The organism is Paenibacillus sp. NN59 (genome assembly GCF_057597225.1).
This window is the reverse complement of the sequence record NZ_CP199678.1, coordinates 3929267-3951034: the sequence shown is the minus strand read 5'-3', so window position 1 is coordinate 3951034 and position 21768 is coordinate 3929267. Positions and strand designations below refer to the sequence as shown.

At 47.2% G+C, this 21768-nt stretch carries 21 protein-coding genes; 14 read left to right on the top strand and 7 right to left on the bottom strand.

Annotated elements, in window-relative coordinates; genetic code table 11:
• Nucleotides 1-13 precede the first annotated feature (13 nt).
• The 3 genes from ACT89M_RS17320 to ACT89M_RS17310 are packed head-to-tail and all read right to left on the bottom strand — an operon-like array spanning nt 14 to nt 1288.
• The gene (locus ACT89M_RS17320; protein ID WP_308723370.1) at nt 14-667 is read right to left on the bottom strand and encodes a DUF2249 domain-containing protein; all 654 of its coding nucleotides are present in this window, start codon (nt 665-667) and stop codon (nt 14-16) included.
• Entirely contained in the window at nt 660-1037 is a 378-nt protein-coding gene (locus tag ACT89M_RS17315) for a hypothetical protein (protein WP_090917011.1), read from the bottom strand. Before ACT89M_RS17315 ends, ACT89M_RS17320 begins: the two co-directional genes overlap by 8 nt.
• 17 nt (nt 1038-1054) lie before the next feature.
• Nucleotides 1055-1288, bottom strand: coding sequence for a DUF2249 domain-containing protein (locus ACT89M_RS17310; RefSeq protein WP_090917009.1), 234 nt, complete (start codon nt 1286-1288; stop codon nt 1055-1057).
• Between the two features lie 320 nt (nt 1289-1608).
• Between ACT89M_RS17310 and moaA the strand changes: the two genes are divergently transcribed.
• From moaA to ACT89M_RS17280, 6 genes are read left to right on the top strand one after another with little or no spacing between them, the layout of a single operon-like run.
• On the top strand, nt 1609-2610 hold the full coding sequence (moaA, locus tag ACT89M_RS17305) for a GTP 3',8-cyclase MoaA (RefSeq protein WP_090917008.1): 1002 nt from the start codon (nt 1609-1611) through the stop codon (nt 2608-2610).
• A 41-nt stretch (nt 2611-2651) separates the two neighbouring features.
• Nucleotides 2652-6368, top strand: a complete 3717-nt coding sequence (locus ACT89M_RS17300) for a nitrate reductase subunit alpha (protein WP_308723369.1) — start codon at nt 2652-2654, stop codon at nt 6366-6368.
• Nucleotides 6358-7830 (top strand): nitrate reductase subunit beta, encoded by a 1473-nt coding sequence (gene narH, locus ACT89M_RS17295; protein ID WP_090917004.1) that lies wholly within the window; start codon nt 6358-6360, stop codon nt 7828-7830. The genes ACT89M_RS17300 and narH overlap by 11 nt, the downstream gene beginning before the upstream one ends.
• 17 nt (nt 7831-7847) lie before the next feature.
• On the top strand, nt 7848-8504 hold the full coding sequence (narJ, locus tag ACT89M_RS17290) for a nitrate reductase molybdenum cofactor assembly chaperone (RefSeq protein WP_308723368.1): 657 nt from the start codon (nt 7848-7850) through the stop codon (nt 8502-8504).
• Nucleotides 8505-8518: 14 nt separating this feature from the next.
• Nucleotides 8519-9232, top strand: a complete 714-nt coding sequence (gene narI, locus ACT89M_RS17285; protein ID WP_090917322.1) for a respiratory nitrate reductase subunit gamma — start codon at nt 8519-8521, stop codon at nt 9230-9232.
• Entirely contained in the window at nt 9233-10744 is a 1512-nt protein-coding gene (locus tag ACT89M_RS17280) for a nitrate/nitrite transporter (RefSeq protein WP_308723367.1), read from the top strand.
• A 179-nt stretch (nt 10745-10923) separates the two neighbouring features.
• On the opposite strand, the gene ACT89M_RS17275 is transcribed toward ACT89M_RS17280, so the two are convergent.
• A complete protein-coding gene (locus tag ACT89M_RS17275; RefSeq protein WP_090916998.1) occupies nt 10924-11625 on the bottom strand; it encodes a Crp/Fnr family transcriptional regulator in 702 nt (233 codons plus the stop codon).
• A gap of 56 nt (nt 11626-11681) precedes the next feature.
• Between ACT89M_RS17275 and ACT89M_RS17270 the strand changes: the two genes are divergently transcribed.
• The 3 genes from ACT89M_RS17270 to ACT89M_RS17260 all read left to right on the top strand — a co-directional run bounded on the left by ACT89M_RS17270 (nt 11682) and on the right by ACT89M_RS17260 (nt 15058).
• On the top strand, nt 11682-12431 hold the full coding sequence (locus tag ACT89M_RS17270; protein ID WP_308723366.1) for a YwiC-like family protein: 750 nt from the start codon (nt 11682-11684) through the stop codon (nt 12429-12431).
• Between the two features lie 713 nt (nt 12432-13144).
• Nucleotides 13145-14140: a glycoside hydrolase family 43 protein gene (locus ACT89M_RS17265; protein WP_154890552.1), complete on the top strand. Its 996-nt coding sequence runs from the start codon at nt 13145-13147 to the stop codon at nt 14138-14140.
• 192 nt (nt 14141-14332) lie between these two features.
• Entirely contained in the window at nt 14333-15058 is a 726-nt protein-coding gene (locus ACT89M_RS17260) for a ZIP family metal transporter (RefSeq protein WP_154957524.1), read from the top strand.
• A 153-nt stretch (nt 15059-15211) separates the two neighbouring features.
• On the opposite strand, the gene ACT89M_RS17255 is transcribed toward ACT89M_RS17260, so the two are convergent.
• The 3 genes from ACT89M_RS17255 to ACT89M_RS17245 all read right to left on the bottom strand — a co-directional run bounded on the left by ACT89M_RS17255 (nt 15212) and on the right by ACT89M_RS17245 (nt 17457).
• A complete protein-coding gene (locus ACT89M_RS17255; protein ID WP_154890551.1) occupies nt 15212-15637 on the bottom strand; it encodes a YlbF/YmcA family competence regulator in 426 nt (141 codons plus the stop codon).
• Between the two features lie 120 nt (nt 15638-15757).
• The gene (locus ACT89M_RS17250) at nt 15758-16441 is read right to left on the bottom strand and encodes a Crp/Fnr family transcriptional regulator (RefSeq protein WP_308723365.1); all 684 of its coding nucleotides are present in this window, start codon (nt 16439-16441) and stop codon (nt 15758-15760) included.
• A 23-nt stretch (nt 16442-16464) separates the two neighbouring features.
• Nucleotides 16465-17457 (bottom strand): multicopper oxidase domain-containing protein, encoded by a 993-nt coding sequence (locus tag ACT89M_RS17245; protein WP_308723364.1) that lies wholly within the window; start codon nt 17455-17457, stop codon nt 16465-16467.
• A 282-nt stretch (nt 17458-17739) separates the two neighbouring features.
• Between ACT89M_RS17245 and ACT89M_RS17240 the strand changes: the two genes are divergently transcribed.
• The 5 genes from ACT89M_RS17240 to ACT89M_RS17220 all read left to right on the top strand — a co-directional run bounded on the left by ACT89M_RS17240 (nt 17740) and on the right by ACT89M_RS17220 (nt 21726).
• Nucleotides 17740-18348: an FmdB family zinc ribbon protein gene (locus ACT89M_RS17240; RefSeq protein WP_154890548.1), complete on the top strand. Its 609-nt coding sequence runs from the start codon at nt 17740-17742 to the stop codon at nt 18346-18348.
• 30 nt (nt 18349-18378) lie between these two features.
• Nucleotides 18379-19029: a hypothetical protein gene (locus ACT89M_RS17235; protein WP_154983620.1), complete on the top strand. Its 651-nt coding sequence runs from the start codon at nt 18379-18381 to the stop codon at nt 19027-19029.
• Nucleotides 19026-19586 (top strand): hypothetical protein, encoded by a 561-nt coding sequence (locus ACT89M_RS17230; protein WP_154983619.1) that lies wholly within the window; start codon nt 19026-19028, stop codon nt 19584-19586. Before ACT89M_RS17235 ends, ACT89M_RS17230 begins: the two co-directional genes overlap by 4 nt.
• A 62-nt stretch (nt 19587-19648) precedes the next feature.
• Nucleotides 19649-20398, top strand: a complete 750-nt coding sequence (locus tag ACT89M_RS17225) for an SMI1/KNR4 family protein (protein WP_308723363.1) — start codon at nt 19649-19651, stop codon at nt 20396-20398.
• Nucleotides 20399-20424: 26 nt separating this feature from the next.
• A complete protein-coding gene (locus tag ACT89M_RS17220; protein WP_308723362.1) occupies nt 20425-21726 on the top strand; it encodes a hypothetical protein in 1302 nt (433 codons plus the stop codon).
• Nucleotides 21727-21768: the final 42 nt, after the last annotated feature.

Sequence of the window (21768 nt, the reverse complement as noted above, 5' to 3'; positions counted from 1 at the left end):
GGCTTTCGCCCCCTTACCCTTTTTCAATTCTGACTTTGGCTGTACCATCCGCCTGGTCCTCAACGGTGTAGAGGCAACCGAGCTGATTCAGTTCCTCGATCAAAAAAACGGGTACGCGGTCATTATGAATAAGTACAACTTCTCCCGGTTTGCAACGTTCAAGTGCAGCTAATGTGCGCATCATTGGCTGGGGCGGCTCCAGTCCGCGATTGTCCAGTACAATGGTTGGCTCTTTCAGTTCCTGTGTTATGGGCTCATCTGACAAGACCTCGGATGTCGAAGGTTCAGCTATTGCTGGAGGTTGCCCTTCACAGGAATTCATGGCATCCCCTGAACCCGAATCCTCAATCGACGATGAAGTTAATTCAGTTCGAGCCAAAGTATTGGATTGAACCGCCGCAGAAATCTTCTCTGCAGCGGTTTTATTTTTTTTATGCACAAATGTGGTCACCCAATGATTGGATTCCAGACGCTCCGATGTACTGGAGTATCCTTTCATTTTCAGAATGCCAAGCAATGGAGTCGGCTTGAACGGCGCATGCAGGACCAATACATCTTCGTGTTTCAGTTCTTTAACGGTATCCATAATGAGCTGAAAAGGCTCCAGTTTTTTGCTCAGATGAGGGCGTACGTCCAGTTCAACAATATTAACGTCGGTTTCAAGCATGAACGTTCACATCCGTTTCGGTGCTGACTGCCGTAGCTGCTTGCGTCTGCTGAACCAGCTTGATCGAAGATTCATATAAAGCGGCCATGCCTCCGTACAGGGCATAGAAGAATGAATCAGGTGCATCCAGGGAGAAGGAGAGATAGGTTTTGGGGTCCATCTCAAGCACACGTTCAAACAGTCTCGCACTGTCATAGGCATAGAAGCAGAAATGAGTGAATTCGAACACGGGCATTTTCTCGTAAATCGTAATGATCTCCTGTGCATAGGCTGCCTGCTCACGCTGAGCGATCTGAATCATGGATACAGCATCTTCGAGTCCCAGCGTCAGACGCAGTGTAGTCTCGTTAATGATTTCAACATGCGCCATTCCCGTTCAACTCCAATCTATCGTTTAGTGATTTTGACCTGAAACGTTATAGGACCTTGTTCGATATACTCCCAGTCAAAGCCGTCAGGATGTGTCGATTGAAACTGGAAGCGGAGCGGTTTTGGATCGTGATCGTTAACGAGTAACATCGCTTCCTCAGGCTGAAGAGCTTCAAACGTTTCAAAGATAATTTTATGTTTCAAATGAGGTGGATACTCTGTGGCATTAATGGTTGCAGCGTATGTGTTCATGGGTCATTCCTCCAAATTGGGATTAGTGTGGTGTTGCAACTTGATTATAGAAAAGCAGACAGCGAGGCTGTGTGAGCCTGCTCACACCTTTATTTTTGTCATAATCTCGCCTTATTTGGACTGAAATCCTGTTCGGAAAAGGCTTGCGGAGCTTTCATAAATGTGCAACTGTGCGTTATGTTTCAGTTCTTGTGATATTTTGCACAGTTAGCAAAGCCAGACATCATTATGCTTAGCCCATGATTGACAATACATGTGAGGAAGCGAGTGTTCTCCTTTAGCGATGTCATGACAGCACCCGAGAGAAAGGAGGTACGTGTATGGAATCAAAACTAATAGACCCTTTTGGACGTGTGCACGATTACTTGCGTATATCCGTTACGGATCGTTGCAATCTGCGGTGTGTGTATTGCATGCCGGAAGAAGGAATGCAGTTTGAACCGACAGAACGCATTTTGTCCTATGAAGAAATTACATCGATTGTCCAGGCACTTGCTCCGCTAGGCATACGGAAACTGCGATTGACTGGCGGAGAACCTCTCGTTCGCAAGGGGCTGGATCAACTGGTTGCGATGTTATCCGCTATTCCAGGGATTGAAGACATTGCATTGACAACCAATGGCATATTTTTGGCAGCTCATGCCGAGATGCTGAAAGCGGCAGGTCTGACACGCGTGAACATTAGTCTGGATTCGCTCAAGCCGGAGCGATTTGCGCGTATTACACGGGGCGGTAAGGTACATCGCGTGCTGGAGGGCATCAAAGCCAGTCAAAAGGCTGGATTCAAGCCCATCAAGCTAAACGTTGTACTGATGAAGGGTGTAAATGACGATGAGGTGGAGGATTTTCTACGCATGACGCTGGAAGCTCCAATTGATATTCGTTTTATTGAATACATGCCCATCGGAGACAGTGGAACCGGTTGGAAGTCGAGTTATTTGCCGCTTGAACATGTACTGAAGACTTGCGGAACCAAGTGGAACTACGAAAGTTGCGGTGATGTGTATGGCAATGGCCCAGCAGATAGTTACCGGATCGTTGGAGCCGCTGGAACATTCGGGCTGATTCATCCGGTCAGCAGCCATTTCTGCGGTAGCTGTAACAGGCTCCGGTTAACGGCCGACGGTAACATTAAGCCTTGTCTGTACTGGTCGGATGAGTACAATGTTCGCCCGCTCGTTGGTGACGACAAAGCGGTGCAGGATTTATTTTACAAGGCGCTCGGCTCCAAACCCGAAACTCATGACATGGTAAAAGCCTTAAAAGGGCAAGAGATTAACGGAACACCTACGCTGCGGCATATGTCGCAGATTGGAGGATAGGAAGACCAGCATCAACAGGTCACAATTGTGGGAGGACAACAATGAGCAGCAAAAGCATGCCCTGGATGGGCAAACTGAAGTATTTTGCCAAACGTGAAAAAAACGCGGAAGGCTGGAGTGAGATGTCCCCGGTAAACCGGGACTGGGAAGATGTGTATCGCCGTCGTTGGCAGCATGATAAAGTGGTGCGTTCCACACACGGCGTGAACTGCACGGGTTCGTGCAGCTGGCAGATTTATGTGAAAGATGGCATCGTGACATGGGAAACACAGGCGACGGACTATCCATCAACCGGACCGGATATGCCTGATTTTGAACCGCGTGGATGTCCGCGTGGAGCAAGCTTCTCATGGTATCTATATAGTCCATTACGTGTGAAACATCCTTACGTGCGTGGTGCGCTCCTTGAAATGTGGCGTGAGGCCCTGAAGACTCATGGCGATCCCGTTCGAGCTTGGTCAAGCATTGCGAATGATCCGGTCAAAGTGAAGAGATACAAATCGGTACGCGGTAAAGGTGGACTGGTTCGTGCATCATGGGGCGAAGTAACACAGATTATTGCTGCTTCCATGATTCATACGATCAAAGATTACGGCCCTGACCGTATCATTGGTTTCTCGCCGATTCCAGCGATGTCCATGGTCAGTTACGCTGCTGGATCCCGTTTCTTGTCTCTGGTAGGTTCACCATTGCTCAGTTTCTATGACTGGTATGCGGATCTGCCCCCGGCATCCCCGCAAATCTGGGGAGATCAGACAGACGTGCCGGAGAGTAGCGACTGGTACAACTCAGGATACATTTTGGTCTGGGGTTCCAACTTGCCAATGACCCGTACACCGGATGCCCACTTCCTCGCTGAAGCCCGTTACAAAGGGACAAAAGTAGTATCCATCAGTCCGGATTATGCCGAATATGTGAAGTTTGCAGACACATGGATGTCCGTAAAACAAGGTACAGATGGAGCTCTTGCCATGGCAATGGGGCACATCATCCTGAAAGAATTTTATCTGGATCATCCTACGGAGTACTTCATGTCCTATGCGAAGCAATATACAGACTTCCCGAATTTGTTGATTGTCGAAGAGAAGGATGGCGTGAACACTGCAGGACGATTCCTGCTTGGGGAAGACCTGGGCATCCAGGGCAACAACATGGCATGGAAGACCCTTGTATATGACGAAAATACGGCATCCTATGCGATTCCAAAAGGCAGTATGGGCTTCCGCTGGGGTGAAGAAGGTACATGGAATCTCAAAATGGAGCAGGTGGATACCGGCGAGCCGATTGATCCAAGACTTTCCATGCTCGGTGTGCACCATGATCTCGTAACCGTGCAACTGCCTTACTTCGATGACGAAGGAAGTCACGTAATGGAACGTCAAATCCCGGTTCGCCGCATCTGGGTTGATGATCGCTGGATTACGGTTACTTCGGTTTATGATCTCGTGCTGGCGAAGTATGGGGTTGATCGTGAAATGACGCGTTCAGCAGACTCTACTGAAATCGTTGCAGGAGTCGTTATGGAAGCGGAAGAGGATAAACCATTTACACCTGCTTGGCAGGAAAAAATCACCCGGGTTGACCGGGATACCGTCGTTCAGATCGCACGTGAGTTTGCACAAAATGCCGTGGATACACAAGGTCGCTCTATGATTATTATGGGTGCCGGCATCAACCACTGGTACAACTCTGACGTAATCTATCGTGCCATTATCAACCTGCTGCTGATGACAGGCTGTCAGGGGGTTAACGGTGGTGGTTGGGCTCACTATGTAGGTCAGGAGAAACTACGTCCGGCGGAAGGCTGGCAGACGATTGCGTTTGCGCGTGACTGGAGTGGACCTGCGCGTCTGCAAAATGGTACCTCCTTCTTCTATTTTGCAACAGATCAATGGAGATATGAGGAGACTAAGGTCGGAGAGCTGACCTCGGCACTTGAGGGTGATCCGCGCTTCGAGCACGTTGCTGACTATAATGTTATGGCTGCACGCATGGGCTGGCTTCCGTCTTATCCGCAATTTAACCGGAACTCTATTGATTTGCATCAGGATGCACTGGATGCGGGAGCAAAAACGAATGAAGAGATCGGAGCTTACGTGGCATCCGAACTGCAAAATAAAAATCTGAAATTCTCCATTGAACAGCCTGATGACCCGGCGAACTTCCCGCGTGTGCTGTTTGTCTGGAGAGCAAACCTGATCTCAAGCTCAGGTAAGGGACATGAGTATTTCCTCAAGCATTTGCTCGGTGCCACGAACGGATTGCTGAATGATGATGATCTGGGACTTCGTCCAGAGCATGTGGAGTGGGTGGAACATGCTCCGGAAGGCAAGCTGGATCTTATGGTCAATATGGACTTCCGGATGGCGGGTACAGCAATGTATTCCGATATCGTACTTCCAGCAGCCACATGGTATGAAAAAAGCGACCTGAGCAGTACGGATATGCACCCGTTCGTGCATCCATTCAACCCGGCAGTAGCCACACAGTGGGAATCCCGTTCCGACTGGGATACGTTCAAGGAGATTGCACGTGTGTTCTCCGACATGGCTGCACAGCAGTTCGACGGACCGCAGAAGGAGATTTTGACTACACCGTTGCTGCATGATTCACCGGATGAACTCGCGCAGCCGTACGGTGAGATCAAAGACTGGAGTGCTGGAGAATGTGAAGCTATTCCGGGCAAAACGATGCCGCATATTCATGTGGTAGAACGTGACTATGCTGCGGTTTACAACAAAATGATCAGTCTCGGACCTAATGTGAAGGATAAACCGATTGGTACGAAGGGGATCTCATGGTCTGCAACCGAGGAGTATGAGAAGTTGAAAGGCATTCTCGGTGTTAACCGAAAAGATGGTATTGGACAAGGATGTCCAGATCTGAGTACAGATCGCAACGTTGCTGAAGCAATTCTGACGCTCTCTACCACCACAAACGGCAAGATGGCTGTACGTGCGTGGGAGTCACTTGAGAAGAAGACGGCACTGCACTTGAAGGATCTGGCAGAAGAGCGCTCGGAGGAGTGTTTCACATTTGATGAGATTACTTCAAAACCGAAAACAGTCATTACATCACCTGCATTCAGCGGATCGGAAAAAGGCGGACGGCGGTATTCACCGTTTACAACCAACGTAGAGCGTCTGATTCCATGGCGGACATTGACGGGCAGACAACAGTTTTATATCGACCATGCGATGCTGCGTGAGTTCGGTGAGACGCTGGCGACCTTCAAACCGATTCTGAAACATACACCGTTCCATCCAAACAGCAAACGTCCGATCGAGGGCGGCAAAGAAATCGTATTGAACTACATGACACCGCATAACAAGTGGTCCATTCACAGTATGTACTATGATGCACAGCCGATGTTGACATTGTTCCGTGGTGGCCCAACGATCTGGATGAATCATGAAGATGCTGAGGACGCCGGCCTGGTGGATAATGACTGGATCGAATGTTTCAACCGTAACGGGGTCGTTGTGGCAAGAGCAGTTGTTACGCACCGGATTCCACGCGGAGTAGCCTTTATGTATCACGCTCAGGACCGTCACATTAACGTTCCGGGTACGAAAATATCACAGACACGCGGTGGTACGCATAACAGTCCGACTCGTATTCATGTGAAACCAACGCATATGATCGGTGGTTATGCCCAGTTAAGTTATGGTTTCAACTATTATGGCCCTACAGGCAACCAGCGTGACCTGAACGTCATCATTAGAAAACTGCAGGAGGTGGATTGGCTTGAAGATTAAAGCACAAGTCAGTATGGTCATGAACCTGGACAAATGTATCGGATGCCATACATGCAGCGTTACATGCAAAAACACCTGGACGAATCGTCCAGGTGCAGAGTACATGTATTTTAACAATGTCGAAACGAAACCGGGTGTCGGTTATCCGAAACAATGGGAGGATCAGGAGCGTTATCGCGGCGGCTGGGAGATGAAAAATGGCAAGCTGGAGCTGAAATCCGGTACACGTGCCAGACGTTTGCTTAACATTTTCCACAACCCGGATCAACCAACGATTGACGACTACTACGAGCCTTGGACTTATGATTACGAAAAACTGACCAACAGTCCGGAGAAAAAACACCAGCCGGTCGCAAGACCGAAATCCCAAATCACGGGAGAGTACATGAACCTCGAATGGGGTCCAAACTGGGAAGATGACCTCGCCGGTGCTCATATAACGGGGATGGAAGACCCGAACATGAAAGGTGTCGAGGAATCGATCAAAATGGATTTTGAACAGGTATTTATGATGTACCTGCCGCGAATCTGTGAACACTGTCTGAACCCGTCTTGCGTGTCCTCTTGTCCATCAGGTGCCATGTACAAACGGGAAGAGGACGGTATCGTACTGGTTGACCAGAATGCTTGTCGTGCATGGAGATTCTGTGTATCCAGTTGTCCTTACAAAAAAGTATATTTCAACTGGCAGACGAACAAAGCCGAAAAATGTACACTATGCTTCCCGCGGATTGAAGCGGGTCTGCCAACGATCTGCTCCGAAACTTGTGTCGGACGTATCCGTTACATCGGTCTGATGCTCTATGATGCAGACCGCATTGAAGCGGCAGCATCGGTTGAGAATGAAAAGGATCTGTATGAGTCACAAATGGATGTTTTCCTTGATCCGAATGATCCTGAAGTCATCCGTGAAGCACGGGCAGCAGGCATTCCAGAGGACTGGATTATAGCAGCGCAGCAGTCCCCGATCTACAAAATGGTGATTGACTGGAAGATCGCACTTCCACTGCACCCTGAATACCGCACGATGCCAATGGTATGGTATATTCCGCCGTTAAGCCCGATCACGAACCGGGTAGAAGGCCAAGGAAGCTCGCTCGAAGCAAACGATATTTTCCCGGCGATTGATAACATGCGTATTCCGGTTGAATATCTGGCGAACCTGCTTACTGCTGGAGATACAGGACGTATTCGTGAAGTACTGCGCAAAATGGCTGTAATGCGTATTCATATGCGTAACCAGCAAACCGGCAAAACAAGTGAGTCCGACCTGTTAGATATGGTAGGCATGAGTGCGCAGGAAGTTGAAGATATGTATCGTCTGCTCGCTATCGCGAAATACGATGATCGTTTTGTGATCCCACCAGCTCACCGTGAGGAAGTGGCGGATCTCTTCAGTGAACAAGGCAGCTGCGGTCTTGACTTTGCAGGCGGCCCGGGTTCTTGCGGCGTATTCTCATAGGAGAGGAGACAACAACGATGACAATTGATATCGATCCAGAACCAATCGTTAAGCCGGTGTATGACACGGAAACAAGACGAATGGTCTGCAAACTGATCTCCTATCTGCTGCAATATCCGGATACCGAGTGGAGAGAGGGATTACAAGGCGTACAGGGAGCTGTTCTTTCCATCTCTGATGAAGAAGTGAAGCAGACCGTGTTAACCTTCATCAGTAGTGCTCAGGCTCTAGATGCCATACGGTGGCAAGACGCGTATGTTCGTTCTTTTGACTTTGATAAAAAATCGAATCTCTATCTGACGTATGCTTTGCATGGCGATGAGAGGGATCGCGGGCCAGCACTGATTGATTTGAAACGCAGATATGAAGCGGCTGGTTTCTATATGGAAGCTACCGAACTCCCGGATTACTTGCCCATGGTGCTTGAATTCATTGCCGAGGCTCTGGAGCAGGATGCCATTGGAGTTCTGGACAGTTGCCATAAAGCACTGGTATCGATGACCGAAAGTATTGCAGGACAAAACAGTCCATACGGGCCGCTCCTTACGCTGATGTTACAGGTGATGCCCGAGCCGTCTGTTTCGGACGTACCTGAACCAAGCAAAGAAGAACAGAAACAACCGCTTGGCGGTCTGAACGAGATCGTTGAGCTGATGAGGAGGGGCAGTCGGTGAGTACACTGGAATTCATGTTATGGGGTGCTCTCCCGTATATGGTCATCGTGTTTTGTATCACAGCGACCATCTGGAGATATGTAACCAATCCGTTTAGTTGGACATCCAAATCAAGTGAGATGCTGGAGAAACGTATGCTGCGATGGGGAAGTTTACTCTTCCACATCGGCATTTTCGCCGTCATCTGCGGACATATTGCCGGTTTGCTAGTACCGATCGAATTTTACCACTGGATTGGTCTGAGTGACGAAGCCTATCATATGGGCGCTGTGTTCGGCGGATTACCGGCAGGAATTATTGCATTTGCCGGTTTGGTTATTCTGTTGGTACGCCGTTATACGGCTCGTAGAGTGCGCGCAACAAGCAGCGTTGGGGATTGGCTGGCCCTCGCCATGTTGATTATTGTTATCGTAACTGGCATTCTGGCAACATCCGCTAATGCGGTAAACCACAGTGGGTTTGATTATCGTACAACGATTAATCCATGGCTGCGTGGACTTCTGGTCTTCCAACCTGATCCGGCTCTAATGCAAACTGTGCCCATGAACTTCAAAGTTCATATCTTGCTTACATTTGTGCTGTACTGTGTGTTCCCATTCACACGTCTCGTCCACATGCTGAGTATGCCTCTCGGATATCTCAGACGTAGCTACGTGCTGTATCGCAGAAGAGACGGGGCAGTGTATCCGAATCAGAATCAAGAACAACATAAGGAAAGGGCGATGTAAATGCAACAAAAAGGTAAAGTTCAACTGCCCTTGCAAACCGCAAGTCTGATTCTCGGTTTCATGGTATGGGTGATTCTGTCATCACTCATGCCTTTCATTAAAGAAGACATTGTACTTACGTCATCACAGCTGGCTTGGGCAACGGCTATTCCGGTATTGATCGGTTCGATTGCCCGTATTCCGATTGGGTATTGGACGAACCGATACGGGGCACGTAACATTTTCATGATCAGCTTTGTATTGTTACTAGCTCCAGTATGGTGGGTAAGCCGCGCAACATCTTTCAGTGATCTGGTCATTGGGGGATTTTTCCTCGGGATCGGTGGAGCTGTGTTCTCTGTTGGAGTAACCTCATTACCGAAGTATTATCCCAAAGAGCGTCACGGTTTTGTTAACGGAATCTATGGTATTGGTAACCTGGGTACGGCGCTTTCGGCGTTTGGAGCTCCTTTGGTTGCTGCTCAGGTGGGTTGGTCCAAAACCGTATTATTTTACAGTATTCTTTTAATTGGTATGGCGGCACTCAACTTTGCTTTGGGAGACAAAAAAGAAACACGTGTCACCCTTCCTCTGATGCAGCAGCTAAAAGACGTATCACGCAATAATAAACTGTGGCTCTTGTGTCTTTTTTATTTCCTAACGTTTGGTTCATTCGTGGCGTTCACCGTCTACTTGCCGAACTTCCTGGTAACCAATTTCCAGATGGATAAGGTTGATGCCGGACTTCGCACCGCAGGATTCATCCTGGTCGCAACAATTATGCGTCCGGTTGGCGGATGGCTGGGTGATAAATTTAATCCGTTCAAAATATTAATGTTTGTATTTGGCGGATTGACAGTAGCGGCGATTGTGTTATCCTTCGCGCCATCCTTCTATATCTATACAGTAGGCTGTCTGACAGTTGCGCTTTGCGCGGGGACAGGTAACGGTACGATTTTCAAATTGGTGCCAATGTATTTCGTCAAACAAGCAGGAATCGCGAATGGTATGATCTCAGCTATGGGTGGTTTGGGTGGTTTCTTCCCTCCATTGATGCTGACACTGTTGTACAGTATGACAGGGCATTATGCGATTGGATTCATGGCGTTATCCCAGATTGCACTGGTAAGTCTCGTGCTTGTCATCTGGATGTTCTATCAGGAGAAACTTCAACTGTCTGCCAGCATTTTGGAGAATACAATTGAAGCGATTCTGGTGACAGATACGAACAGTGTTATTCGTTCTGTGAATCCAGCCTTCACGGCAGTTACAGGTTATACAGCTGAAGAAGCGGTAGGACAGAAGCCAAGCATGCTGAAATCAGGCAAGCAGGATAAAAAGTTCTATGATCAGTTGTGGCAGGAACTGCGTGATAAAGGATACTGGCAGGGAGAGATCTGGAACCGGAAGAAAAACGGTGAGGTCTATCAGGAATGGCTTAGTATTACAGCGATTCGTAATGAAGCTGGGGAAGTCAAATATTACGCCGGTATGTTCAGTGACATGAGTAAACCCGATCTTACGATTGCCTGAGCAAATCACATAAACGGAACAGGTTTTGAAAAAGTGATCCAACATACAGCAAGAGACCTTAACTTGATTTACAGTAGTTAAGGTCTCTTTTTGCACAAGTGGCAGTCTCCACACTCGGATAGAAGTAAGAAGAAAGAAAAAAGAATAAGCAAAATGCATGCAGCGGCTTATCGTTATGCTCAGGCGTCTCGTTGTTCCTTTAAAGCCTGCAGGTTATGAATGATGATGCGACTACGATCAACCTCAAGCAATTCATCTTTCGCAAGCTGGTTCAGCAGTCGATTGGCTGTCTCCCTTGTCGTTCCTATGGAATTAGCGAATTCCTGGTGGGTCATGGGCAGATTGATGACAATTTTATCTGCTTGTTGCTGACCATGTTGCTCTGCCAGCATGAGAAGAAAGGAGAGTACACGATTACGCACATCCTGACCGGAAAGCACTTGTAACTTATCTTGTAATTCGCGTATTTTATCGCCAAGTACACGCATAATTTTGATGGCAATGGAAGGTGTGCTGAGCATGAGCCGTTCAAAATGACGGACAGGAATCGCTAGCAGACTTGTCGGAGTAATCGCAACAGCGGTAGCGGGGTATGGATGCGCATTGAAAAATCCGGTATGTGGGAACATATCTCCTGTTTTGAGAAAGGAGACAATCTGTTCATGTCCGTTTTCGTCTGTTTTGTACGCTTTGACAATGCCGGTACGGATGAAGAAGACCGCTTCTTTTTCACTGCCTTCACTAAAGATCACTGTTTTTTTGCTGATGCTGCGGGATATGGCGATTTCTTCGACTTGTTTCAACTCTTCAGGGCTGAGATCCTGAAATATTGGGAATTGCTGCAGAAATTCAGCTGCGTTTTCTTTATTTACCCGAGTCATACGAGTTCATCCTCTCTAAAGCTCTAATTTTGTAATGGTAAATCGGATAGGAGGTTATGATTGAATTGAAAATCAATGCAAGTACGAACCTAAAACCAATCGTTATCCCTCATGAGCACGGTGGGTGGGCGATGGTTAGTGTGCCTTTCCTCGTCGGTGTGGCGGCAAGTAGTCCCCAGTGGCTTCATGTACCTCTGTTCATAGCCTGGCTTGGCCTATATCTGACCGCATATCCTTTGCTGCAATCGCTCAAACGAAACGCGAATCGGCATCGCTTGTACACATGGGCCGCCATATACGGCACGGTAGCTTTGGTCTGTCTCATACCGGCCGTCGTTGGGCAATCCTCGCTGTTATGGTTTGGCCCTATGCTCGTAGGCCTACTCCTGGTTAACATCTGGCATGTGAGACATAAGGCAGAAAGGTCACTGACCAATGACCTTTGTGCGATGTTAGTGTTCTCCCTTGGCGGAGCAGCAGCTTATTTAATTGGCAGTGGTGAATGGGATTATGGCATGTTGATCGTTGTATTATTTTCCTTTTTACATTTTACAGGAAGTACGTTCTTTGTGAAATCTGTCTTTCGGGAACGCAACAATCCTCGCTGGATCAGGTTGTCACGACTTGTGCATGTTACACTGCTATTCATTCCGGCTATCGTTGGGTATCCATGGATGGGGCTGGCCTTCGTCTATTCTGCTGCGAGAGCGTTCCGATATGCAGGTCAAACTCTACGTCCTATGAAGGTGGGCATCATTGAGATCATTGGAGCGGTGCAGTTTCTGCTCTGGTTTATCCTGCTATAAATCACATCATGTTATCATAACGTGATTTAAGTCCACATCAGGTGACATAGGTCACATCGTCATCGGATTGACATGGAATGATGCTGAACGTTTACTAACCATGAAGACATGCCCAGGGACAAGAACATATTCCCATTGAAGTCGCTATTCAAAAAAACATTAGAGGACTGATCGCTGTAAACGATCCGTCCTCTAACGTTTTATGCCTACCACGACATATTGCCAAAGGTTGACGCCGGAATTAGCAATAAAGCATATATCCGTTTTTGCAGCCAACATCGACCAAAAAATGTTCACCAAGTAAGTAAAACGCGAGCAATAGGTGTTTAATTCCAGTATAATCGGATAGGGGGAATTGTACATTTTTTTGGGGGAAGATCTTAAGTATGAGTATAGGAAAGAACAAGCGGATCTAGTACAATTACACTAGATATTGTAAGCGCTTGCTTTGATTTCAGAGGGAGGTACGCTGCATTCAATGAATTACCGTAATCCCGTAATCGCCGGATATTTGAGCGCTATTTCCGGACCGAGCAGGAAGTCCTACACGCTGGACGATGAGGGGCCTCCCATGTTCGCGTGCCTCAGCAGTACCATCTCATGATGGAGACAGTCTTAGTTCTGAACTTCACGCCTCGGGCAACGGTATAAAGAACGCTAGTCCTACTTATTTATGAAGGATTCTATTATTCCAATACCAAAGGAGATGCCTTATGAACCAACAACATTTACCTAAGCCCCACCAGCCGCTTGTAACCCACATCTTCACTGCGGACCCGTCCGCCCATGTCTACGAGGGCAAAATCTATATCTATCCTTCCCATGACCTCGATCATGACGAGCCGAGCAACGATAACGGTGACCAGTATAAAATGGAAGACTATCATGTGCTCTCGATGGACAACTTCGATTCCCCGGTCGTCGATCACGGCGAAGCGTTGCATCTGAGAGATATTCCGTGGGCTTCCAAGCAGCTCTGGGCTCCGGATGCTGCTTATAAGAACAATACCTATTACCTGTTCTTCCCGGCACGTGATCATGACGACATCTTCCGTCTGGGTGTGGCAACATCAGAGTCTCCGGCAGGGCCGTTCACGCCGCAGCCGAATTACATGGAAGGCAGCTTCAGTATCGATCCGGCCGTACTGGTGGATGATGACAATCAGTCATACATCTATTTCGGCGGACTCTGGGGCGGCCAGCTGGAAAAATGGCAGACCGGAAGCTTCGTACCAGATGCAGAAGGACCGGCTCCTGACCAGCCGGCGCTTGGACCACAAGTTGCCCTGCTCAGCGACGACATGCTGTCCTTCCAGGATAAACCTGTCGAGATATCCATTGTGGATGAAGATGGGAATCCAATTCTGGCTGGGGATGAGGAACGGAGATATTTTGAAGGCCCATGGATGCATAAATATAACGGCTATTACTACCTGTCCTACTCTACAGGAAGCACGCATAAGCTCGTATATGCGATCGGCAAGAACCCGATGGGGCCGTTCACATTCAAGGGTGAGATTCTCTCTCCAGTTATCGGCTGGACAACCCACCATTCCATTGTGCAAGTCGAAGACAAGTGGTATCTGTTCTATCACGACAGCTCCCTGTCGGAAGGCGTCAACCATAAGCGCTGCGTTAAATATTCCGAGTTGAAATACAACGAAGACGGAACGATCCAGAAGATCAATCCTTATCCGGATGCCGAGTAAGCTGGCGGGTTAGCGGAAACAGATCAGATTACAAGATACGGCATGACATGAGGCAGCTCCTGACGGGGCTGCTTACTTTAGCATACAGCGCAGTCTGAAAATAGAATCTATTGAAACAGGTGATTGTTTTTAATCTGTCACGCCGGGTTAATGGGAGATAAAACGATCTGGAAAAAGGGAGGGCCTACCCGAATGTGGACTGCATTGATGTGGGGCGGCATCTCCGCCTCAGCGGTTGTAATTGGTGCTCTTGCCGCATTATTCATGAAGATTCCGAAAAGGGTTATCGGTTGGATTATGGCTTTTGGAACAGGCACGCTGATTGGTGCAGCAACGTTTGAGCTTCTTGGAGATGCATTGAATGATGGAGGCATGTTGCCAACTGCTGTCGGTTTTACCGCAGGAGCTGTGGTGTATACCTTGTTTGATTGGCTCATCTCGGCCAAAGGCGGGTCCGATCGGAAACGTTCCAGCAAAAAAGATTCAAGCCAGCAAAGTGGACTCGGCATATTTGCAGGCACAGTGATGGATGCCATTCCCGAATCGATCATGCTGGGTGCCAGTTTGCTAGCAGGTAAAGGTGTCAGTGTGGTGCTGGTGGTATCGATCTTTGTCAGCAATATTCCTGAAGGGTTGTCCAGTACGGCAGGACTGAAAAATAGCAAATATAGCAAAGGCAAAATTCTACTGATGTGGCTTGGTGTATTGCTGATCTCTGCTCTTGCCGCAATGGGCGGGTATCTATTTCTGGAACAGCTTCCGAAAGAGATCGGAGCAGCGATTGGCGCTTTTGCCGGAGGGGGTATCATAGCTATGCTTTGTTCAACGATGATGCCTGAGGCTTTTGAAGAAGGAGGGCCTGTGGTAGGATTGATCGCATCGATGGGACTGCTGGTGTCCTTGCTGCTGGATATTTAGTTTGGGTGTACTCTGAAACATCATATAAAACTCTTATCGCATCAAACCGAAGTCTGAATCTATCAAAGCAAAAGAGTATCCTAATCAGTTCAATTCTGAATGGGATACTCTTTTCTTATAGATTGATGATGAAGTTTCAACTTTATATTGAAATTAATGACCCGAGCAGCTTCCACCGCAACCACAGGCTTCTTTACCTAGTTCTTTGGCTTCTGGTAGCCGATTCAATTCAACGGATTTTGTAAAATAGTTGCTGATCTGCTGATGCAATTGGCTGAACTCACGCTGTGCATAGATAAATCTGCGAATCAGCGGATGATCGTAAAGCGCACGTTCTTCCTCTTCGTAGATTTTAATCTCGGATTCGAGCAACTCAATATTTTGACGTTCTTTCTCTTCAAGGGCCTGATGTTTCTCCATGAAGCGTTCATACTGCTCTGTCGCTTGTTCATCTGCGGCAAATTGGTCGATCATCTCACGCATCTCTTTGTAGCCTTCATCCTGTAACAATAGGGAGCATAGCTCCTGCATTTTATGCATAATGAGTTGTTTGTCCAATTTAACAACGGTAGTCGTCATAAGGTTAGCCTCCTGAAAATTCTTTTCTTGTTATTCACTTTATACTGTAAATCAGACGTTCACTGTGACGATACTCACAACCTGGGTTAAATAGTTTACATATGCAAGCAGACGAATCGATCAGGAGATCATATCTTTCAACTCCTGTAGCTGCAGAATCCGAATCTCATTGCCGTTTACTTGAAGCAGCATTTGATGTTGCATCATGTTTAATTTCCGGCTTAACGTCTCTGGAGTAATTCCTAAGAGCAAGGCTATATCCTTTTTGAAAACAGGCAGTCGGATCTCAGGGTTGGCATGATTCCGGGTATGGAAATCGAGAAGAAGCTTTGCAATTTTTTGCTCCGTCGTCATAGCGCTGAGAGAGCTGTTCCACTCGTCGGTCTCATTGAGCAGACGGGTGATGGCAAGCAGGAAATGGTAAGCAAGTTTGGGATCATGCTCAAGTAATTGGTCGAAATCCTCTTTGCGGATAGAACATATCGACGAGGTCTCAAGAACCTCCGCATTCGATTGATGGGGTGTCTGATGTAGTAATGAATTCTGTCCGAAAAAATCACCGGAGAACAGGAAGCGAATAATATGTTCTTTGCCATTCTCATTATACTTGGAGAGCTTTACACTGCCCTGATGTATCACAAAGAGGGTGTCTGAACGTTCACCTTCTTGCACGATATATTCTCCTTTATGATATTTTTGGGTATGGAGAAGCGAGGTCAGCAATGTAGCGTCCGCAGGGTCCAGATGCTGAAAAAGCGAAACTTTGGTGAAACAGGCATCGTTTTTTCCATGGGTACAGATCATTTCTTAGTCACCTCTTTGTATATTTAATGAGCCATGGTCTTACCACCGTGATTTTTACCATCTTTCGTGACACGGAGCACGGCAGAAGCACCTTTGTCTACATGTTTGAATTGGTGGGTTACGATGGGATAGTCACCTTCCTCAGTGACGGTAAACTCGACAACCGCTCCTCCGCTGGCAGGTAGCATAACGGTCTGAATACCATACTCGATGTTTCTTGGATTGCCGTCCTTGTATACACGATCCATAATCGTCCCTACGACATGGAAGGAAGAGACTTCATTTGGACCAGCGTTACTAACATAAATGCGAACGGTATCTCCTACTTTGGCAAGTAGCGGATGTTCTTTCAGAGTATAGGTATTGCCATTAAAAACAACATACTCGGGTTCCCCGTTAACAAAAGAATTGTAATCGTGCTCTTTGTACCATTCGCTCTGCACAAGGGTATACGAACGATCAACGAGGTGATCCGAAGGATATCCTGCTTTGGGCTCAACAATGATCATGCCGTACATGCCATTGGCAATGTGAGCTAGGGTTGGTTTGCTACCGCAGTGATACATAAATACGCCGGGATTGGAGGCCGGATAAGTGAAAGTACCTTCTTCCCCCGGCATGACATCAATGAATTTACTGCTCGGAGAAGCATGAACGGCATGCATGTCCATCGAGTGATTCATGCGCGTATCTTTATTTTTCAACGTAAAAACGATCGTGTCGCCCTCCTTCACACGCAGGACTGGGCCAGGTGACGTTCCATTAAACGTCCAGGCGTTATAGATGACTCCTTTTGAAATTTCAATATCTGTCACTTGAGAGGTCATTTCGATATATACGGTTTGGCCATCTCTGCGAATAACCGGATCAACGGGCGGCTGGCTGGGTGCAGTACTTGAAAAGGCTTCTTCATTTTGGGTCTGCTGAATTGGACTTGTCGAACTGCAATGAGAGAGTGCAGCAGTAAAGATGGTCAGGATCAGCGTGTATTTATAAATGTTGGGAAACGAGAGCATAGATTCACAACCTTTCAATTAGCAAGTGATGATTTTCACAAAAACGAACTTGTGCAAGTAATATTTCAGGAATCTCCTAAGTCCAGATTACGATATCGATGGGATCATCGGTGTGATGAAGCACACATTTGTGTAGGACCAAGGGCGTTATTTTTAGACAATGCGCCAGCATTTGTTGTGCTTGGGTTAAGAGTTTCATATAATTTTATTAACGGCTCATTTGGAACAATGTGGGATAAACGACTGTTTCAGCGTAAGGTTCAATGAAAGGAGAGGGTGAATGTGAAACGTTTCGAAGACGAAGGGGCATACAAATACAGCTTTTATTCTGTGCTTTACCGGGGAGAGCGAGTTGAAGTCAAATGTCCAGAATGCGGCGGGTACGCTTACATAGAACGCTCTAATGGAAAAGTGCAGTGGAGATGTAGTCAGTGCTACGCTCATGCAGTCAAAGAAGCTGACTACGAGTATGCAGCTAAGGGATATTGTACAGTATGTGAGCGGTGGTTTACGGTGCTGGTAACAGATGAGAAGATGACACCTCATCCGCTAGTCCATATTACATGTCCACACTGCGGGGCGAACAATCGAGCTACACTGCACAAAAGGCAGGTCAGTCGAGGTTATTACAACGAAATTCAAAAGGGCAGGGACCCGCTTTTTGGTCTGGAACTCTATTTTCTGGACCACATTCGAGGCAAACAGATCTGGGCGGTCAATCGGAAACATCTCAATTATCTTCTGCAGTATGTATCGGCTGATTTACGTGTGAAATATGGAGGCAGATCTCAGAAGACTGCATCACACAGTATCCCTGTCTACATCAAGGAGGCCAAGAACAGGGAAGCTGTAACCCGCGTGTTAACGAAGATGCAGCATAACTTCAGATAAATGATTATCATCAGGAACAGGGGAAAAAAGATGAATAAGCGAATTAAATTTAGTGTTTTTCTGTTTGTGTTTGCCATGATGTGCATACCTGCTTATTTTATTATGGAGACGTATGGTGTATTTCAAAAAGAAAAGGTGTTATCAGGCTACGCCGTTGCTGTGGATGTCGAAGGTAAATCTTATCAGACATGGCCGCTGATCAACGGATATACAGCAATGGACAAACGAGGAGACGACCGCCAGCTGTATTACCGTATTGACACGAGCGGTCTACAGTATTTGTTTCAATTGGCTTATAAGGAGTACGAAGTTCAACCGGGTGGAAACAACCCGTATTTAGCAGGTCAAATCGATTACTCGCAGAGCGATCATGTGTATGTGCAAAGCGAAAACAAATATACCAATGCAAATGACTTTGTTACGGTAATCACGCTGCTGGACCGTGAGGGAAAGATAATCTATACCTACGAACAAACGGGTAAAGGGGACGATAAGCTGGTGAAGTCTATCATTCATCAAGGCATGAGCCGGTCTAGCAATCGCGGCACGGAAGCCGCACGTGATCCTTACCTGAATATTACGGCGTTGTTTCGTGAAAAGCTGGGCATTGATGTAAAATTGACCGTGGATGATGAGCATAAGGTTGTCACAATTCGAATGAACAAAGTGGAGGCAAAATGATGAATATGTATGGTGTAGAGCATGGGCCTGTATATCTGCAAGGGCTGACAAAGAGCGTGGCGGCAGAAAAAACACATGAAGTGGAATGGCAAGGAAAATTACAAACCGGCGATGGACATGATCAGTTTCATATTTTTTATTATGGTGACCTGGATGAAGATGATCTGATTATGTGGCATGATATGACACCATTGTTGATTTATGCAGAACACTCGGTTACTGGAGAACGCTATCTGCTTATTGATGCAGCGAAGCATGGTTACGATGCGATGGTGTGTGAGACGTATCCCGAGGAAGAATTGAACAACAGGCCGCTTCGTCCTTATCTTGACGTTGAGGGTGAGGATACATTTGAAGTATTTCTGACGGCATATTACAACGTGCCATGGGATGAAGAGTTTGGCGAGGATGTGGAGGCAGATGGGACGTATGAGCTGATTACAGGTGAACGTGTGCATTTCAATGAAGTAAAGCGTAATGGTTATGATGCTTTTGCCATCCGCATTCGTAATCGCAAAGGCGTAGAGACTGAAATCGTACAGGAAGAGTTGGCCTAATGTGTTTTGTCTATCCATCATCTTATGAATTTGATGATTCTAATGTTAGGAGCTGATGCTGAATGTATATCGTGTCTCACATGTTAAAGCCTGTTTCTCATCAGGAGTTGCAACAAGTGGAGCAAGGACACGCCGTTCGTCTGCCTTTGGCTTATCAGCGCTGGCTGCAACAATACGGAGAAGGAACTTATTCAGGCTGGATGAACATTCAGCGGCCGGATCCTGAAGTTTTAAAACCATTTGCAGCATATGATCTTTGGGAGCATACGGAAGCAACGGTCATCAGCCAGTCCCAATTGCAAGAGTGCATTAGCATTGGAAGTTCAGTAGACGGCGATTTCCTGGTTATTCATGCAGATGTGGAAGGTCTAATTTGGCTCCCGCGGCATGATGAACAGATTACGGTGTGGCCATCGAACGAGGCGTCTTTCGCTGATATTCTTGATCGTATCTACTGCGGATATTACAACAGGGACGAGCCGTTCAGACCAGCGTATTTCGAACCGTGGAACGAGGAGAAGCAACATATTTTTTATCATTTTACGGGAAAAGAGAACGGAACATCAATGAAAGAACTGGTAGATCTGTGCGAGTCGCACTTTTCATGGGATCTGGTCATTGATAATGAATATACATGCAAGCTATTCAGCGCCATGATTGGCGGGTATGTTCGTTTTAATATGGCGAGTGAGCGCGAAATAGGTTTATTTTATGAAAAAAATAATCATGCAACGGAGGCGCAAGAAGCGCAGCAGCAGGTGCAGGCGATACAACAGTTATTGCAGGCACATCATTGCACTGCATTGGAATAGAGAGCAGCAGAGGGCGAGGGGATTTTATGGATTGGCTGGATACAGAAATTGCAGAACAGTGGCGTAAGGAAGGCAAGCGGTATGCCAGGGATGTAAATGCATTTGTACATAAAATGCTTCAGGGAGAGCATCCGGATGAATCTGAACTGGCAGATGATGCCCGGCATTCGCTCAGTTCCAAAGTGATGAAAATGGTGAAACAGGCTAATCTTCAAGGTGAGGTGGAGCGTCTTCGAGAAGAATTACCTGCGGCGACGTGGCCGCTGAGCAATCATTTTCAGGATTCTATGCAGGCCGTGCAAGTTGTAGGTTACTTGAATGAGGATACGATGCTCTGTAATACAGGAGTATTGTCGAATAACGGGCAGGTATATACGATGGATCAGCAGGGATGGTGGTGTAGTCCGGATTACACCATGGCAGGCTGTTCAGCGGGCGGCGCTTACGTAGCTCTGGCGAGTCATGAAGGTATTCGCGTCATTCGTGAACCAGACCGCAAGCTGGAAGGAGAGCAAGTCGCATACTACCCGTGGGACAAGATCAAAGATCGAATCAAAGCTCAATTGCCTGAAATTGAATCCCTGGCAGATACGATACATCCCGAGAACACGATTGAAAAGCTGATCCCCATGGATCAAGGACAGGCGCTGCTGCTTCAATCCCGTTACGGCATCTATCTGATAGAGCAGGAACAGGTGATTATTCTTCATCCCGATGTGTCAGAGATTAAGGAGTACGAATACGAGGACACTCAACTTTCTATGGGACATGCCGCAGTATCTTCGGAGGAGCGCTGGATTGCCTGGGGAAGCCAGATGAGTAGCCATACGGTGCTGGATCGGGAAAATAACAAGACGTATCAGGTGGAGCCGGAGTCGAGTTATCCGCACTGTGCGGCATTCAGTCAGGACAATCAAGTTGTCTGGTTTAATGCCTGCCATTTCTACAATGGAGTAACGATTCAAGTTCCGCTAGACAGCATTGCTGATCGTAAACAGGATGAAGAGTGGCCTATTATTGAAGAGAATGCTCGTGTTTATACCATGATTGAGATGGAGGCAGGCATGGTGATTGGTGATGCATACGGTTATTTGTATTGCACCAACCGCGAAGGCCAAGAGCTATGGCGCCATTTTGTGGGCTCAACGATCTGTTCTCTGGCTGTGTCACCTGAGCAGTCTCAGCTTGCTGTGGGAACATATGGCGGTATGTTGCACATCCTTGATCTGGGTTCGGAACGGATGGACGAATACGGAATTGGCACAGGTACGTTGCGTGAACGGGAGCGTTACGTATTATGGCGTGAACAGGAGCCGCTGCGCTGGTAGCATAGACTGGCAGGCCTTGAATGAATGAATTTGATTTTGCTA